General features: G+C 72.2%; 15 protein-coding genes. 10 read left to right on the top strand and 5 right to left on the bottom strand.

Annotated elements, in window-relative coordinates; genetic code table 11:
* The first annotated feature begins 75 nt into the window (after positions 1 to 75).
* The 5 genes from AB0412_RS02310 (at position 76) to AB0412_RS02290 (ending at position 6,434) form a co-directional block, all read left to right on the top strand.
* Complete coding sequence (locus AB0412_RS02310; protein ID WP_366400543.1) at positions 76 to 699, top strand: GntR family transcriptional regulator; 624 nt, start codon at positions 76 to 78, stop codon at positions 697 to 699.
* 28 nt (positions 700 to 727) lie between these two features.
* On the top strand, positions 728 to 1,777 hold the full coding sequence (locus AB0412_RS02305; RefSeq protein WP_366400542.1) for an ABC transporter permease: 1,050 nt from the start codon (positions 728 to 730) through the stop codon (positions 1,775 to 1,777).
* Between the two features lie 264 nt (positions 1,778 to 2,041).
* Positions 2,042 to 4,744 carry a pyruvate dehydrogenase (acetyl-transferring), homodimeric type gene (gene aceE / locus AB0412_RS02300; RefSeq protein ID WP_366400541.1) on the top strand — a complete coding sequence of 901 codons (2,703 nt, stop codon included), beginning with the start codon at positions 2,042 to 2,044 and terminating at the stop codon, positions 4,742 to 4,744.
* A 110-nt stretch (positions 4,745 to 4,854) separates the two neighbouring features.
* Positions 4,855 to 5,832, top strand: coding sequence for a WYL domain-containing protein (locus AB0412_RS02295; protein ID WP_366400540.1), 978 nt, complete (start codon positions 4,855 to 4,857; stop codon positions 5,830 to 5,832).
* Positions 5,833 to 5,912: 80 nt separating this feature from the next.
* Positions 5,913 to 6,434: a DUF4240 domain-containing protein gene (locus AB0412_RS02290; RefSeq protein ID WP_366400808.1), complete on the top strand. Its 522-nt coding sequence runs from the start codon at positions 5,913 to 5,915 to the stop codon at positions 6,432 to 6,434.
* Positions 6,435 to 6,443: 9 nt separating this feature from the next.
* Here the strand turns inward: AB0412_RS02290 and AB0412_RS02285 are convergent, their stop codons facing one another.
* Together AB0412_RS02285 and AB0412_RS02280 are read right to left on the bottom strand one after the other, a co-directional pair.
* Positions 6,444 to 6,662, bottom strand: coding sequence for a hypothetical protein (locus AB0412_RS02285; protein WP_366400539.1), 219 nt, complete (start codon positions 6,660 to 6,662; stop codon positions 6,444 to 6,446).
* The gene (locus tag AB0412_RS02280; protein ID WP_366400807.1) at positions 6,659 to 7,486 is read right to left on the bottom strand and encodes a peptidoglycan recognition protein; all 828 of its coding nucleotides are present in this window, start codon (positions 7,484 to 7,486) and stop codon (positions 6,659 to 6,661) included. Before AB0412_RS02280 ends, AB0412_RS02285 begins: the two co-directional genes overlap by 4 nt.
* A 320-nt stretch (positions 7,487 to 7,806) precedes the next feature.
* Here AB0412_RS02280 and AB0412_RS02275 point away from each other — a divergent pair, with 320 nt between their 5' ends.
* Complete coding sequence (locus AB0412_RS02275) at positions 7,807 to 8,991, top strand: MarP family serine protease (RefSeq protein WP_366400538.1); 1,185 nt, start codon at positions 7,807 to 7,809, stop codon at positions 8,989 to 8,991.
* A 38-nt stretch (positions 8,992 to 9,029) separates the two neighbouring features.
* Here the strand turns inward: AB0412_RS02275 and AB0412_RS02270 are convergent, their stop codons facing one another.
* On the bottom strand, positions 9,030 to 9,521 hold the full coding sequence (locus AB0412_RS02270; RefSeq protein WP_366400537.1) for a GNAT family N-acetyltransferase: 492 nt from the start codon (positions 9,519 to 9,521) through the stop codon (positions 9,030 to 9,032).
* A 73-nt stretch (positions 9,522 to 9,594) separates the two neighbouring features.
* Here AB0412_RS02270 and AB0412_RS02265 point away from each other — a divergent pair, with 73 nt between their 5' ends.
* From AB0412_RS02265 to AB0412_RS02255, 3 genes are all read left to right on the top strand, one after another.
* Complete coding sequence (locus AB0412_RS02265; protein ID WP_366400536.1) at positions 9,595 to 10,497, top strand: TIGR01777 family oxidoreductase; 903 nt, start codon at positions 9,595 to 9,597, stop codon at positions 10,495 to 10,497.
* Positions 10,498 to 10,712: 215 nt separating this feature from the next.
* Positions 10,713 to 12,110 carry an NAD(P)/FAD-dependent oxidoreductase gene (locus AB0412_RS02260; RefSeq protein ID WP_366400535.1) on the top strand — a complete coding sequence of 466 codons (1,398 nt, stop codon included), beginning with the start codon at positions 10,713 to 10,715 and terminating at the stop codon, positions 12,108 to 12,110.
* Between the two features lie 214 nt (positions 12,111 to 12,324).
* Positions 12,325 to 12,639 (top strand): hypothetical protein, encoded by a 315-nt coding sequence (locus AB0412_RS02255; RefSeq protein WP_366400534.1) that lies wholly within the window; start codon positions 12,325 to 12,327, stop codon positions 12,637 to 12,639.
* A 440-nt stretch (positions 12,640 to 13,079) separates the two neighbouring features.
* Here AB0412_RS02255 and AB0412_RS02250 read toward each other — a convergent pair whose 3' ends face one another.
* Both AB0412_RS02250 and glnA read right to left on the bottom strand, forming a co-directional pair.
* Positions 13,080 to 13,337 (bottom strand): hypothetical protein, encoded by a 258-nt coding sequence (locus AB0412_RS02250; protein ID WP_366400533.1) that lies wholly within the window; start codon positions 13,335 to 13,337, stop codon positions 13,080 to 13,082.
* Positions 13,338 to 13,472: 135 nt separating this feature from the next.
* On the bottom strand, positions 13,473 to 14,882 hold the full coding sequence (gene glnA, locus AB0412_RS02245; protein WP_260829824.1) for a type I glutamate--ammonia ligase: 1,410 nt from the start codon (positions 14,880 to 14,882) through the stop codon (positions 13,473 to 13,475).
* A 210-nt stretch (positions 14,883 to 15,092) separates the two neighbouring features.
* Here glnA and AB0412_RS02240 point away from each other — a divergent pair, with 210 nt between their 5' ends.
* A complete protein-coding gene (locus AB0412_RS02240) occupies positions 15,093 to 15,560 on the top strand; it encodes an RDD family protein (RefSeq protein WP_366400532.1) in 468 nt (155 codons plus the stop codon).
* Positions 15,561 to 15,576: the final 16 nt, after the last annotated feature.

Genomic DNA, 15,576 nt, shown 5'->3' with positions numbered 1-15,576 from the left:
CACCCCCACCGCCCCTACCCGCGGAGCGAACCCGCCGTATTGTCTAAACGTCAAAGCCCTCCCTAAGGAGCCCCCATGACCGCGCCCGTCATCCACTCGCTGCGCGAACAGATCCGCGAGCACATCCTGGAAGGGATCATCAGCGGGCGCTGGCAGCCGGGCGAGCGCATCGTGGAGCGGCGGATCGCGACCGAGCTGGAGGTCAGTCAGACCCCGGTCCGGGAGGCCCTGCGGGAGCTGGAGTCCCTGCGCCTGATCGAGTCCGCCCCGAACAAGGGCGTACGCGTCCGCAATCTGACCGCCGCCGACCTGGAGGAGAGCTACCCCGTCCGGGCCGGCCTGGAGGCCATCGCCGCCGAGCTCGCGGCGGCCCGCCTCGCGGAGGACTGCTCGGCGCTGGAGCCGCACGTCGCCGCGCTCTACGAAGCGGACCGGGCCGCCGACGGCACGGCCCAGGTGCGCCACACGGTCGGCTTCCACCGGGAACTGGTCCGCGCCGCGAACAACTCCGTGCTGCTGCACACCTGGGAGGGCCTGGGCATCGAGGTGTTCACCGCGCTGTCCATCCGCTGGCTGGGCACGGTCCAGCAGTCGTACGCGGAGGAGCACGAGGAACTGGTCGCGGCCTTCAAGCGCCGGGACCCCCGCATCGCCGAGCTGGTCAAGGCCCACGTCCTCGGCTGCGCCCCCCGCGCCTGACCGGCCCGTATGCCCTAATGTGACCGGCATGCCCGACATGCCGCGCGTCAAGGACTCCCCCTTCCTGCCGGCGACGGTGCTGGTGCTGATCCTCGGCGCGGCGGCGGGCCTCTTCGCCTGGTCCTACACGTACACGATGGCGAATCCCACGCCCCGCTCCATCCCCGCGGCGGTCGTCGGCCCCTACGAACAGGCCCGCGCCCGGGCCTTCCTGGACGGCATGGAGGGGGCCCTGAACGCCTCGGTGAAGGTGCGCCCCTACGACACCGCGGCCGAGGCCCGTCTGGCCATCGAGGAACAGGAGATCTTCGGCATCTTCGAGGTGCGCGACCTCGGCCGTACCGTCACCCTCGACGTCTCGGGCGCCTCCGGCGCCTCCGTGGCCAAGGTGCTGTCCGAGGCGGCGCGGGAGGTCGGTGAGAAGACGGGCACGACGGTCACGGTCCGGGACATCAAGCCTCTTCAACCGGGCGATCCGCGCGGGCTGGCGATCTTCTACATCTCCCTCGCGGCCGTGATCATCGGTTTCGTCGGTTCGATCCAGCTGAGCGTGCACGCACGGGCGCTGAACCCGCTGGAGCGGATCGCGTTCACGGCGGCGTACGCGCTGCTGGGCGGGTTCGCGATCGCCGCCGCCGTGGACTGGCTGCTGGGGACGCTGGACCTGCCGTTCGTGGAGTCGTGGCTGATCCTGGCGCTGACGATGTTCACCAGCGGCATGGTCTTCACGATGTTCAACACCCTGATCGGCCGCTGGGCGATGCTGCCCACCTGGGGTCTGATGGTGCTGGTGGGCAATCCGTCCTCGGGCGGCGCGGTGTCCTGGCCGCTGCTGCCCTCCGCGCTGGGCGCGATCGGCCGCTGGCTGCCTCCGGGCGCCTCGGTGAACGCCCAGCACACGGCGGTGTACTTCCCCGGCCATCAGCACGCCTTCCCGTTCCTGGTGCTGGCCGGCTGGTCGCTGCTGGCCTGCGGCGTGTTCCTGACATGGCCGCACCGTCATCCCGGCGGGCGGGAGAAGCGGCCGGAGGACCCGGAGGACCCTGAGGCACCGGCGGAGGCGAGGGCGGCCGAGTGAGCGGGCCACTGCTCAGACGGCGCCGCGACCTGCGAAAACCCTTCCCCAGAGCGTCACCCGGTGCCACCGGCGAAGGCACCGCGTGCCGACTTTCTCGTGATCAAGAGATTTTGACCCTCAACCCTTTGATCGATCATCGATCAGGGAGTTACAGTCGCCGACGGGCTTGCACCCGAGCCCACCAGCCCTGTCCTGCCAAAGACCAAGGGCACCCCTGAACCCTTACCGATGAGGGAACCCCCTTCGACTGAGGAAGGCGGCGACATGACCGACCCCAACGCCATCCAGCCGAGCGAGCTCGACCAGCTCCCGGACCGCGACCCGGAGGAGACCGCCGAATGGCAGGCCTCGCTGGACGCGGTCGCCAAGGCGGCCGGCCCGCACCGTGCCGCATACCTGATGCGGCGCACGCTGGAGCGCGCCGAGGGCGCCGGCATCGCGCTGCCGAAGCTCCTCGAGACCGACTACGTCAACACCATCCCCACCGCCGCCGAGCCCGCAGTGGACGGCGACGAGGAGATGGAGTCCCGGATCACCGCCTGGAACCGCTGGAACGCGGCGGCCATGGTGACCCGCGGCAGCAAATACGGCGTCGGCGGCCACATCGCCACCTTCGCCTCCGCGGCCTGGCTCTACGAGACCGGCTTCAACCACTTCTTCCGCGGCAAGGAGACCGACGGCTCGGGCGACCAGCTCTACATCCAGGGCCACGCCTCCCCCGGCATCTACGCCCGCGCCTTCCTCGACGGCCGCCTGAACGAGCAGCACCTGGACAACTTCCGCCGTGAGGCGGGCGGCAACGGTCTGCCGTCGTACCCGCACCCGCGGCGCCTGCCCTGGCTGTGGGAGTTCCCCACCGTCTCCATGGGCCTCGGCCCGCTCTCCGCGATCTACCAGGCGCGCTTCAACCGCTACCTGACCAACCGCGGCATCAAGGACACCTCCGGCTCCCACGTGTGGGCGTTCCTCGGCGACGGCGAGATGGACGAGCCCGAGTCGACGGCGGCCCTCGCGCTCGCCGCCCGCGAGGAGCTGGACAACCTCACCTTCGTCATCAACTGCAACCTGCAGCGCCTCGACGGCCCGGTCCGCGCCAACTTCAAGATCGTGCAGGAGCTGGAGGCCCAGTTCCGCGGCGCCGGCTGGAACGTGGTCAAGACGCTGTGGGGCACCGCCTGGGACGAGCTGTTCCAGCTCGACACCACCGGCGCGCTGGTACGCCGGCTGCGCGAGGTACCCGACGCGCAGATCCAGACGTACCAGACGCGCAGCGCCGCCTACATCCGCGAGGACTTCTTCGGCAAGGACCCGGCGCTCGCCGAGATGGCGAAGCTGCTGAGCGACGACAAGATCCTCGAGTGCTTCCACGTCTCGCGCGGCGGCCACGAGGCACGCAAGGTCTACGCCGCGTACAAGGCGGCGCTCGCCCACAAGGGCGCGCCGACCGTGATCCTGGCCCAGACGGTCAAGGGCCACACCCTCGGTGAGGGCTTCGCCTCGAAGAACGCCAACCACCAGATGAAGAAGCTGACGGTGGACGAGTTCAAGGCGATGCGCGACCGCCTCGGTCTGCCGATCAAGGACAGCGACTTCGTCGACGGGGTCGTGCCCTACGGCCACCCCGGTGCCGACTCCCCCGAGGTGCGCTACCTCCAGGAGCGCCGCGCCGCCCTCGGCGGTCCGGCCCCGGCCCGCCGCGTCCACCCGGTCGCGCCGCTGCCGGCCCCGGCCGACAAGGCGTTCACCGCGTTCGACAAGGGCTCCGGCTCGCAGAACGTGGCCACGACCATGGCGTTCGTGCGTCTGGTCAAGGACCTGGTGCGCGACAAGGAGACCGGCAAGCGCTGGGTGCCGATCGTGCCGGACGAGGCGCGCACCTTCGGTATGGAGTCGCTGTTCCCCTCGCTCGGCATCTACTCGCCCAAGGGGCAGACGTACGAGCCGGTCGACCGTGACCAGCTGATGTACTACAAGGAGGCCAAGAACGGCCAGATCCTCAACGAGGGGATCACCGAGGCCGGTTCGATGGCCGACTTCATCGCCGCGTCGACGTCGTACGCGACGCACGGTGAGGCGATGATCCCGTTCTACATCTTCTACTCGATGTTCGGCTGGCAGCGCACGGCCGACCAGATGTGGCAGCTCGGCGACCAGCTGGGCCGCGGCTTCCTGGTCGGCGCGACGGCCGGCCGGACGACGCTCACGGGTGAGGGTCTGCAGCACGCGGACGGCCACTCCCCCGTCATCGCGGCGACGAACCCGGCGGCGCTGACGTACGACCCCGCGTTCGCGTACGAGGTCGCCACGATCGTCAAGGACGGTCTGCGCCGGATGTACGGCGAGGCGGCGCCGGGTGAGGACCCGAACGTCTTCTACTACCTGACCGTCTACAACGAGCCGCTGCCGCAGCCGGCGAAGCCGGCGGTGGCCGGGATCGACGAGGGCATCGTCAAGGGCCTGTACCGCTTCAACACGGCGGAGTCGGCGGGCGTGACGGTGCCGGCGAACGCGCCGCGGATCCAGCTGCTCGGCTCCGGTACGGCGATCCACTGGGCGCTGGCCGCGCAGCGGATGCTGGCGGAGGAGTGGGGCGTGGCGGCGGACGTCTGGTCGGCCACGTCGTGGAGCGAGCTGCGGCGGGACGCGCTGGAGGCGGACGAGGCGCTGCTGCGGGGTGAGGAGCGGGTGCCGTTCGTGCGGCAGGCGCTGGCGGGGGCGGAAGGGCCCGTGCTGGCGGTGTCCGACTACATGCGGCAGGTGCCGGACCAGATCGCACAGTGGGTCGAGCAGGACTGGTCCTCGCTGGGTGCGGACGGCTTCGGCCTGTCGGACACCCGTGAGGCGGCCCGTCGCCACTTCGGCGTCGACGCGGAGTCCATCGTGGTCGCGTCGCTGGCGCAGCTGGCGCGGCGCGGTGAGGTGAAGGCGACGGCCGTGAAGGAAGCGCGCGAGAAGTACGGCCTGTAGTCGGCGGGTTCGGACATCAAGGCGCCGGACGGGCGACTCAGCCCGTCCGGCGTTCGAGGACGAGGCCCGTTCAGGGCCGAGGTGGGGCAGCCGACCGGCATCATGAGCGTATGCGTGCTGCTCGGCTCATCAAGATGGTGTTGCTGCTCCAGAACCGGGCCTCCATGACCGCCGCCGAACTCGCGCGGGAGCTGGAGGTCTCCGAGCGGACGGTGACCCGGGACGCGCAGGCGCTGTCCGAGGCCGGGGTTCCGGTGTACGCGGACCGGGGGCGGGCCGGCGGATACCGCCTGGTCGGCGGGTACCGGACGCGGCTGACGGGGCTGGCCCGCAGCGAGGCGGAGGCGCTGTTCCTCTCCGGTGTGCCGGGTGCGCTCCGCGAGATGGGGCTGGAGGACGCGGCCTCGGCGGCCCGGCTGAAGGTGTCGGCCGCGCTCCTCCCCTCCGTACGGGACGCCTCCAGGACCGCCGCGCAGCGGTTTCATCTGGACGCCCCGAACTGGTTCCGCGAGCCGAAGACCCCCGAGCTGCTGCCCGCCGTGGCGGACGCGGTGTGGGACGACCGGCGGATCACCGCCCAGTACCGGCGCGGCGAGCACGAGGTGCGCCGGGAGCTGGAGCCGTACGGGCTCGTGCTCAAAGCGGGCGTCTGGTACCTGTGCGCGCGGGTGGCCGGGCGGGAGTCCTTCCGTGTGTACCGCATCGACCGTTTCACGGCCGTCGACGCGGGCGAGGAGCGCTTCGAGCGCGAGGAGGACTTCGATCTGCCCGCGTTCTGGGAGGAGCGGGCGGAGCAGTTCGCGCGCTCGATCCTGCGCGCGCAGGTCGTGGTGCGGCTGTCGGAGCAGGGCGCACGGCGGCTGCCGCACGCCGTGGACTCGCTGTCCGCCCGGGAGGCGCTGGCGGCGGCCGGCGAGCCGGACGGCGACGGCTGGGTGACGCTGACGCTGCCGGTGGAGTCCGAGGAGGTCGCCCACACGCAGCTCACCGCGCTCGGTGCGGAGGTGGAGGTGCTGGCACCCGAGACCCTGCGGGAGCGCTTCGCGGCGGAGGCGGCCCGGCTCGCGGAGCTGTACCGGCCGCGGTGAGCCTCCTCCGCGCATTCCCGCAATCCGATCCCCGCACTCCGGGTGCGACCCCCGTCCCCAGGGCCGATGCTGGAGCCGTGATGGACGAGACGGAGTTCTGGGAGCTGATCGACACCGCCCGCGAGGATGCCGGGGGTGACCCGGAGGAGCAGGCCGATCTGCTCGTGGAACGGCTGGTGCAGCTGGACCCGGAGTCGGTCCTGGACTTCGCCCGTCACTTCGAGTCCCGTTATCACCGCGCCTACACCTGGGACCTGTGGGGCGCCGCCTGGGTGCTCCTCGACGGCGCCAGCGACGACGCGTTCGACTTCTTCCGCTGCTGGCTGATCGGCCAGGGCCGCGAGGTCTTCGAGGGCGCGCTGCACAACGACCCGGACATGCTCGCCGAGTTGCTCGACGACTTCGACGAGGAGATCGACGGCGACGGCGAGGAGCTCGGCTACGCGGCGGACGAGGCGTACGAGCAGCTGACCGGCACCGTGGCACCGGATCTGGACCTGCCACCCGGACCGGCGGAACCCGAGGGGACGCCGATCGACTTCGAGAACGAGGCGCAGCTCGCCGAGCGCTATCCCCGGCTCTGGTCGAGGTTCCGCGGCTGAACGACCGCTTCACAGCGCGGCTTTCTCCCCGTCCTGCCCGAGCGCCTGGTGGCGCGGCGCCGCGTTGGCCTGCGTGAGGGTGGACGCCGTGCGGGCCGCCGGGCCCAGGACGACGGCCGCTGCGGCGCACAGCGCCGTCCACGTGCCGCGCAGGGCGTCCATGCGGCCGGATACCCGGTCGGCCACCCGGCCGGGTATCCGGGGACGTAGGTCGTCGCCGGTGCTCATCGGCCCGCCGTGCGGTCTGCTGCCGTGACGTCCCTGCGCGACGGCTGGGCGGCGGCTCCTGGCTCGACGCCTCTGTGGGCGGCCTGTGCGGAGTCGTGCCGGCCCTGGATACGGGCGGCAAGCGTTCTGAGTTCCGGCAGGCGGGCGCGCAGCGCGGCGCCCGGGCAGTCGGTCATGAAACCGTCGGTGTGGCCCGCGAGGGCGGGCATCGTGGCGGTGGTGCCGGCCGCGTACCGGCTGCCGCCGTTGCTGGAGACCAACCGCACCTTGCCGCGCGGGTCGATGCCGGACGCGCCGAGTTTCCAGGCGGCCACCGCGGCGATCGACCGGAGCATCTCGTCCGGCACAGGCACCCCTGCGGTGAAGGTACCGAGGGCGGCGATGCCGGTGGTGCGGTGGTTGAAGCCCAGGGTGTGCGCCCCGGTGACGGGCCGGTCGACGCCGCCGGCGCGGCCCTCGTAGATGGTGCCGCACTTGTCGACGACGAAGTTGTAGCCGAGGTCGTCCCAGTGCCGGCCGACGGTCTGCCCCTCGTACAGGGAGCGGATGATGCGGGGCGCGTCGGCGCAGTCGTAGCCGTTGGGCGAGTCGGTGTGGTGGACGAAGACGGCGACGACCTCGTCGTCGTAGCGCGGGGGAGGCTGCTTGGGTCGCGCGCTGTCGAGCCAGACCGAGCGGGGCACGATGTGCGGGCGTGGCGCGGCGTTGGCGGGCGCGGTGGGTCTTATGGCGCTGGCCGACTGCTCGGCGGCCCCTTCGACGCCGTAGGAGCACAGCACGAGGGCGACGGCGGCGGCGATGCCCGGCAGACAGCCGAGGGTCACAGCGACGGGCCGCGGCAGGCGCAGGATGCCGGGCCCGCCGGATATCCGGGAGGCGCGGCTTTTTCGTATCCCCTTTGATTTTCTGATGAGGCGCATGGGATCACTGTCGGTCCGATCCGCTCCGCCCGCGATGCGTGTTCTGCCATCCGGTGGAACTATCGTCCGGGTCCGCGGCGTTTTCCCGTATGCACGCGCGCGTGGCCGCCATCTCGGCGGCCGCCCGCGCGCGTGGCTGATCACCGGGCCGCTCCGCCACGTATGAGAGGGCCCGTAAGGCCGCTCCCGCACGGATGAGCCGGCCCGAGAGAAAGGCGGCGTGCGTGGATCTGCTCGACATCCTGCTGTCGCTGGTCGTCGTGGCCTACGCGGCGTCCGGCTACCGGCGCGGACTGCTGGCCGGCTGCGTGTCGCTGGCCGGTTTCGTGGGCGGTGCCGTCGTCGGCGTGTGGATCCTGCCGTGGGTGATGGACCTGGTGACACCGGGTACGACGAAGGCGACGGTGACGGCCGTGGTCACGGTGCTGCTGCCGGCGGCGGTGGGCCACGAGCTGGCCGGGCGCCTCGCGCTGCGGCTGCGGCGGGAGCTGGACAGGGGCCCGCTGCGGGTGGCGGACGGGATCGGCGGGGCGGTGGCCAACTCGGTGGCCGTGCTGATCGTGGCGTGGGTGGCCGCGTCGGTGCTGGGCGCCTCCTCCTCGCCGTTGATCACCTCGGCGATCCGGGACTCGCGGCTGCTCGGCGCCGTGCAGGACGCGATGCCGGACACCACCCCGGGATGGTTCTCGCGGGCCACCTCGGCGCTGACCGAGGCGGGCTTCCCGCAGGTGTTCAACCCGTTCGAGAGCGAGTCGACCGCCGAGGTCGCCGCGCCCTCCGGGGACAGCGTGACCGCGGCGGCGACCAGGGCGGCGCAGCGCAGCACGGTGAAGGTCGAGGGCGTCGCGGGTACCCAGGGCCGCGAGGGCAGCGGCTTCGTGTACGCGCGAGAGCATGTGATGACCAACGCCCATGTGGTGGCCGGCATCGACGAGCCGACGGTGCGGGTCGGCGGGGTGGGCCGGACGTACGAGGCGCGGGTGGTGCTGTTCGACCCGCAGAAGGACGTGGCGGTGCTGTACGTGCCCGAACTCCGGGCACCGGTGCTGCGGTTCGACCAGGACGCGGGCCGGGGCGACTCGGCGGTGGTCGCGGGCTATCCGCAGGACGGCGACCTGAATCTGCAGGCGGCCACGGTCGCGAGCCGGGTGCAGGCCAGGGGCCAGAACATCTACAACGACCGGTCGGTGACCCGCGAGATCTACTCGATCCGCTCCACCGTCCGCCCCGGCAACTCCGGCGGGCCGCTGCTGACCACCGACGGCCGGGTGTTCGGCGTGGTGTTCGCCCGCTCCACGTCGGACACGGAGACCGGTTATGTGCTGACGGCGGCCGAGGTGGCGGACGACGCGAAGCGGGCGGCGCAGGCGACGGCGCCGGTGGACACGGGCGAGCTGGTCACGTCGTAGACCGCCGCGCGGAGCGTCCGGAGCGTGTCCCGAGCCGTCTAGAGCAGTGACTGCCCCATCAGCACGTCGTCGACGTACGTGCCCTCCAGGCAGAACTCCTCCGGCTGGACGCCCTCCACGACGAACCCCTCGGACTCGTACAGCGCGCGGGCGGGCGTGTTGTGGCCGAGGACGCGCAGGGTGATGCGGCGGAAGCCGCGCTCCCGGGCGTCGGCCACGGCGGCCCGCACCAGCGCCCGCCCGACGCCCTGGCCGCGGGCCTCCTCGGCCACGGCGAGGCCGCGGATCTGCCGGACGTGCGCGTTGGACGCGAGCGGCGTGGGGAAACCGAGCCGGACGTAGCCGACGACTCGGCCGTGGTACTCGGCGACGAGATGGTCGCCCGGCCGGGCGTGCTCACCGAAGAAGGGCTCGTACGGCGGCCGGGGCCGCGGGGTGACCGCGTGCAGCGGCGACCAGCTGTCGCGGTCGAGTCGGGCCAGTTCCGCCTCGTCGTCGGGGCGTGCGGTGCGTATGAGCGGCTCGGACATGAGGGTCACTGTACGTCGGGCCGCCGCCGGTTCCGCGCGTGCCTTTCGCGGGGCGCGGGGCAGGATGGGGGCCATGGAACGTTCCCGAATCGCGGTGGCCGGCGGGTCCGGTCTCATCGGCAGCGCCCTGGTCCGGTCCCTGACGGCGGACGGGCACGAGGTGGTGCGCCTGGTGCGGGGTGCGCCCCGGGCGGCGGACGAGATCCGGTGGGATCCCGAACGGGGTGCGGTGGACGCGCAGGCGCTGGCCGGGTGCGACGCCGTGGTCAATCTGGCGGGGGCGGGGGTGGGCGACCGGCGGTGGACGCCCGAGTACAAGGCGCGGATCCGGGCGAGCCGGGTGCGGGGCACGGCCGCGCTCGCCGAGGCCGTCGCCGGGCTGGCCGAGGACGTACGGCCGCGGGTGTTCGTCAGCGGCAGTGCGATCGGCTACTACGGCGAGACCGGTGACCGGGTCGTCGACGAGAGCGCGCCGCCCGGGGAGGGCTTTCTGCCGCGGGTGTGCGTGGAGTGGGAGGCCGCGGCGGCGCCGGCGGTTCAGGCGGGCGTGCGGACGGTGTTCGCCCGGACCGGGCTGGTGGTGGCGCGCGGGGGCGGGGCCTGGGGGCGGCTGTTCCCGCTGTTCCGGGCCGGACTGGGCGGGCGGCTGGGCAGCGGGGGGCAGTACTGGTCGTTCATCGCCCTGCACGACGAGGTGGCCGCGCTGCGGCATCTGCTGGACAGCGGCGGTCTGTCCGGGCCGTTCAATCTGACCGCCCCTCAGCCGCTGACCAATCGTGAGATCACGGAGGCGATGGCCCGGGTGCTGCGCCGGCCGGCGGTGTTCACGGTGCCGGCGCCGGTGCTGCGTACGGTGCTGGGCGAGATGGCGGGGGACGTGCTGGGCAGTGCGCGGGTGGTGCCGGCGCGGCTGCTGGAGTCGGGCTTCCGGTTCGCGTTCCCGGACATCGAGGGGGCGATCAGGGCGGCGCTGTGAAAGGGGGACGGGCCCGCGCGGTCCGCGAGTCGGTGACCCGCCCCGCACGCCGGCCGTCCGGGCACATCCGTGCGACCGTCGTGCGCCCGTGCCCCGGTCGATGCGCGACCCCCGGTGGCCGAGCACGCCCCTAACCTCGAGCAGAACTCGGGTATTCCTTGGGCGTGTTGAGGGCATGACGTCTCCAGCGCCCGCGCAACCTCGAGGAGGGGCACGTGCTTGAGCCCACGTACCAGGCGGACGTCGTCGTCGTGGGAGCCGGGGTCGCCGGACTCTCCGCGGCGCGACGACTGACCAGCGCAGGAGTCACCGTCACGGTCCTGGAGGCCGCCCACACGGTGGGGGGCCGCATGGCGACCGAGAAGGTCGACGGCTTCCGGCTCGACAGAATCGGGCAGCTGCTGTCCACGGCCTATCCGGAACTGCGGCGGGCCCGGGGCCTCGAAGGGCTCGTGCTGCGCCCCTTCGCACCCGGTGTCCTGCTGCACAGCGACGGACGGCACCATCGCGCGGGCGTACCGGCCGGCGCGGGGGGCGCAAGGGGCGCACTCCATGCGGTGCGCGCCCTCGCGAGCGCCCCCCGGCCGGGGTCCGCGCCGCGGCGGCCGGCGGCCGTGCCGGGGTGGCAGGTTTCCCTGCCGCGGAGCCGGACCGGTGCGCCGCTCGGCACGGCGGTCGACCAGGCACGCCTGGGGGCCGCGTTCACGAAACTCGCGGGCACGCCGGTGAAACGGCTGCTGGCCCGGCCGGAGTTGACCGCCGCCGAGGCGCTGGTGGCACGGGGACTGCCAGCCCGCACCATCGACGGCTTTCTGCGTCCGCTGCTCGCCGCGCTGCTGTGCGACCCGGATCTCTCCACCTCCAGCCGGTGCGCGGATCTCGCGCTGCGCGCCTTCGCGAGCGGGCGGCTGTGCCTGCCGGAGGGCGGTGCCGAGGCGCTGCCGGAGCTGCTGGCCCGGAACCTGCCGCCGGGGACGGTGCACACCGGAGTGCGGGTCACGTCCGTCTCGACGACGTCGGTGACCACGGCGGAGCACGGCGAGTTCCGGTGCCGTGCGGTGCTGATCGCGACGGACGCGCGGGCCGCCGCCGAGCTGCTGCCGGGCCTGCGGGTGCCGGACGCCCACCCGGTGACGGTGGTGCACCACACCACCGACGAGCCGCCCGGCACCGGCGCCGCGCTCCTCCTGGACGCCGACCGGGGCGGTCCGGTCGCCCACACCACGGTGGTCAGCCGCGTCGACCCGTCCCGCGCCCCCGCCGGACGCGCCCTGATCTCCTCGACGGTCCTCGGCCGGCCCGCACCGCAGCTCGACACCGCGGTACGCCTCCATCTGGCCCGGCTCTACGGCACGTCGACCGCCCGCTGGGAGACCCTGGCCGTCCACCACACCGCCGAGGCCGTCCCGATGATGCGGCCACCCCACGACCTGCGCCGGCCGGTACGCCTGCTGGCGGGTCTGTACGTGTGCGGCGACCACCGGGACACCAGCACGGTCCAGGGGGCGCTGCACTCGGCCCACCGGGCGTCGGAGGCGATCCTGACGGACCTCGGGGCGGGCGGCTCGATGCACGTCGCGGACCCGGTGCCGACGGTGCCACGGGCGGCGTGAGCGCGCGCCGTGTTCGAATTTTCATCGCGCCCCACGCAACCCACCAGCCCGGCGTGACACAGCGACAAATCCCCTGCTCACCTGGGAGTTTGGAGGACTCTCGCGCTCCCTGAATGTCAGTGCCGGGCAGTAGAATTGAGGCAGTGTTCGAGGGCGGGCGCCGAAGTCGCCGAGGTCTTTGGCGGGCCGTCCTGACCGCGACAGGAGGATGCCTGTGCCCGCTGCCGCACTCAAGCCGAAGCCCCTGCCCACCCAGTCCACCGCGAAGCGTCCCGTCCTGCTCGAGATGCCGTGCGCGCCCGTGGAGAAGCGGCCGCTGCCACCGGGCCGCCCGCGGGAGTGGTACATCACGCACAACCGCCGTCTGAAGGCGATGCGGCTGGCCATCGCCCTGCTCGACTCCGGCGTCTACCAGCCCAGCCAGGCGCGCAACGAGACGATACGGAGCACGGCGGAGCTGATCGGCGTACATCCACCGTCGGACACGACGTGCCACATGGTGCGCGCGTTCATGCGCTACAACCGCTGAGAGCCGCAGGAGGCCGCGGTGCGGCCGGGGCGGGGACCGACGCCGGCCGCCCGCCCCGGCCTGCGCCTGGCGTGGCTCCGCCGCCGCCCCGAGCGCCCACCCGAGGCGCGGCATCCGCGTCCGGCGGCGCGGCAGCGGGTTCGTCGTTCCCGGCGCCGCCCTGCGCCAGGGCCGCCAGCGCGGCGTCGGCGCACAGCGTCTGGACGACGTCGTCGTCCCGGGCGGCACGGAGCGCCGGCTCGCCGGGCGAGAGCAGCCCGTCCCCGGCCGCCAGCCGGACGGCGAAGCGGCGGACGGCGCGGTCGGGGTGTGGCTCGGACAGCGCGGTGGAAGCCGTGCGCAGGGAAGGCCGGAACCATGCCAGGGACCGCACGCCCGCATCGAGGGCGGTCCAGACGCTCGGGGCCGTCGAGCAGCACGTCGCGGGAATCAGCCGCGCATCAGTACGACCGGAAGTTGACGTAGCCGAGCAGGACGATCACCGCCGCGACGCAGCCGAGCACCACGGCCGTCGACACCCACGACGAGCGGCGGCCGGACGAGGTGTGCTCCGGGTCCGCGCGGAACGGCACCGGCCCGGGCGGGTTGTCCTTCCAGCGCGCGGCGAGCATACGGGCCCGGGCCGAGGGCTCCTTGTGCTCGGCCCGGTCCGCCCACTTGAGGTCGAACTCCCGCTCCTCGTCGTCCCTCTCGGACATCCCCGTGACCTTCCTCGAACAACAGTGTCAGACCAATGATCCCCCCACGCGCCCCACAGGGGGAAGCGTTCCGGACACACCACGGCGCCCCCGTCTCCCGGAGACCGGGAGACGGGGGCGCCGTGGGACGCGGGCTTACACGTCGAAGTAGAGCTCGAACTCGTGCGGGTGCGGGCGCAGCTGCAGCGGGGCGATCTCGTTGGTGCGCTTGTAGTCGATCCACGTCTCGATCAGGTCGGACGTGAAGACGTCGCCCTGGAGGAGGAACTCGTGGTCGGCCTCGAGGCGGTCGAGGACGGCGCCGAGGGAGGTCGGGACCTGCGGGACGTTGGCGTGCTCCTCGGGAGCCAGCTCGTACAGGTCCTTGTCGATCGGCTCGGCCGGCTCGATCTTGTTCTTGATGCCGTCCAGGCCCGCGAGCAGCAGGGCCGAGAAGGCCAGGTACGGGTTGCCGGAGGAGTCGGGCGCACGGAACTCGACGCGCTTGGCCTTCGGGTTGGAGCCCGTGATCGGGATACGCATCGCGGCGGAGCGGTTGCGCTGCGAGTACACCAGGTTCACCGGGGCCTCGAAGCCCGGCACCAGGCGGTGGTACGAGTTCACCGTCGGGTTGGTGAAGGCCAGCAGCGACGGGGCGTGCTTGAGGATGCCGCCGATGTAGTAGCGGGCGGTGTCCGACAGGCCGGCGTAGCCCTGCTCGTCGTAGAACAGCGGGTCGCCGTTGCTCCACAGCGACTGGTGGACGTGCATGCCCGAGCCGTTGTCGCCGAAGATCGGCTTCGGCATGAAGGTCGCGGTCTTGCCGTTGCGCCAGGCGACGTTCTTCACGATGTACTTGAAGAGCTGCAGGTCGTCGGCGGCGGCGAGCAGCGTGTTGAACTTGTAGTTGATCTCGGCCTGGCCGGCGGTGCCCACCTCGTGGTGCTGACGCTCGACCTTCAGGCCGGCCCGGTCCAGCTCCAGGGAGATCTCGGCGCGCAGGTCGGCGAAGTGGTCGACCGGCGGGACCGGGAAGTAGCCGCCCTTGTAGCGGACCTTGTAGCCGCGGTTGTCCTCCAGCGCACCGGTGTTCCAGGCGCCCGCCTCGGAGTCGATGTGGTAGAAGGACTCGTTCTCGGAGGTCTTGAAGCGCACGCTGTCGAAGACGTAGAACTCGGCCTCCGGGCCGAAGTACGCGGTGTCGGCGATGCCGGTGGAGGCGAGGTAGGCCTCGGCCTTCTTCGCCACGTTGCGCGGGTCACGGGAGTACTGCTCGCCCGTGATCGGGTCGTGGATGAAGAAGTTGACGTTCAGCGTCTTGTCGCGGCGGAACGGGTCGACCCGGGCCGTCGAGAGGTCCGCGCGCAGCGCCATGTCCGACTCGTGGATGGCCTGGAAGCCACGGATCGAGGATCCGTCGAAGGCCAGCTCCTCGTCGGGGTCGAACGCCTCTACAGGCACCGTGAAGTGCTGCATCACGCCCGGGAGGTCGCAGAAGCGGACGTCGATGAACTTGACGTCCTCGTCCGCGATGAACTTCTTGGCCTCGTCGGCGTTCTGGAACATCCAGCTCCTCCTACTCCCGACCGTCCCGCCGGGGTGGTAGATCGTTCGTGCGGCCAGTGCGGGTGGCACACGCTGTGCTCGACCCTAGGGACGGGTGATTTCTCGGGCGTGACCCATTTGTTTCACACAAGTTAACCGGCCCATCTCCCACGGTAGCCCCGACGCACCCCGCCGTCCCCCGGTCATTTCCGGGCGCAGTACCGTGGACGGGTGGACAACAGGCAAGCAATCGGATCATGGCTCTCCGGCCCGCGCGCGGCCATGGAGGACGCCGGTGCCGAGTTCGGTCACCGGGGCGAGCAGCTGGGGCTGCCGGAGTCGGGACCGGGCTCGATCGCCCGGCCGGGCCGCAGGCTCGGGGCGCTGGCGGTGGACTGGTCCCTGTGCGTCTTGATCGCATACGGTCTGATCACCGAGGGCTACGGCCAGGCGACGAGCAACTGGGCGCTGCTGATCTTCCTGGTGCTGAGCGTCCTGACCGTCGGCACGCTCGGCTTCACCCCCGGCAAGCGCCTGTTCGGCCTGCGTGTCGTGACGCTCGCCACCGGCCAGGTCCACCCGGGCCGCGCCCTGCTGCGCTCGGTGCTGCTGTGCCTGGCGATCCCGGCTCTGATCTGGGACCGCGACGGCCGCGGCCTGCACGACCGGCTGGCGGGCACGGTGGAGGTCAGGATCTGACGTCCGCGTGGACGGA

This window comes from Streptomyces sp. NPDC052012 (assembly GCF_040689265.1).
Classification (GTDB): Bacteria; Actinomycetota; Actinomycetes; order Streptomycetales; family Streptomycetaceae; genus Streptomyces.
The sequence above is the reverse complement of the archived record's forward strand: the minus strand, read 5'-3'. Positions and strand labels throughout refer to the sequence as shown.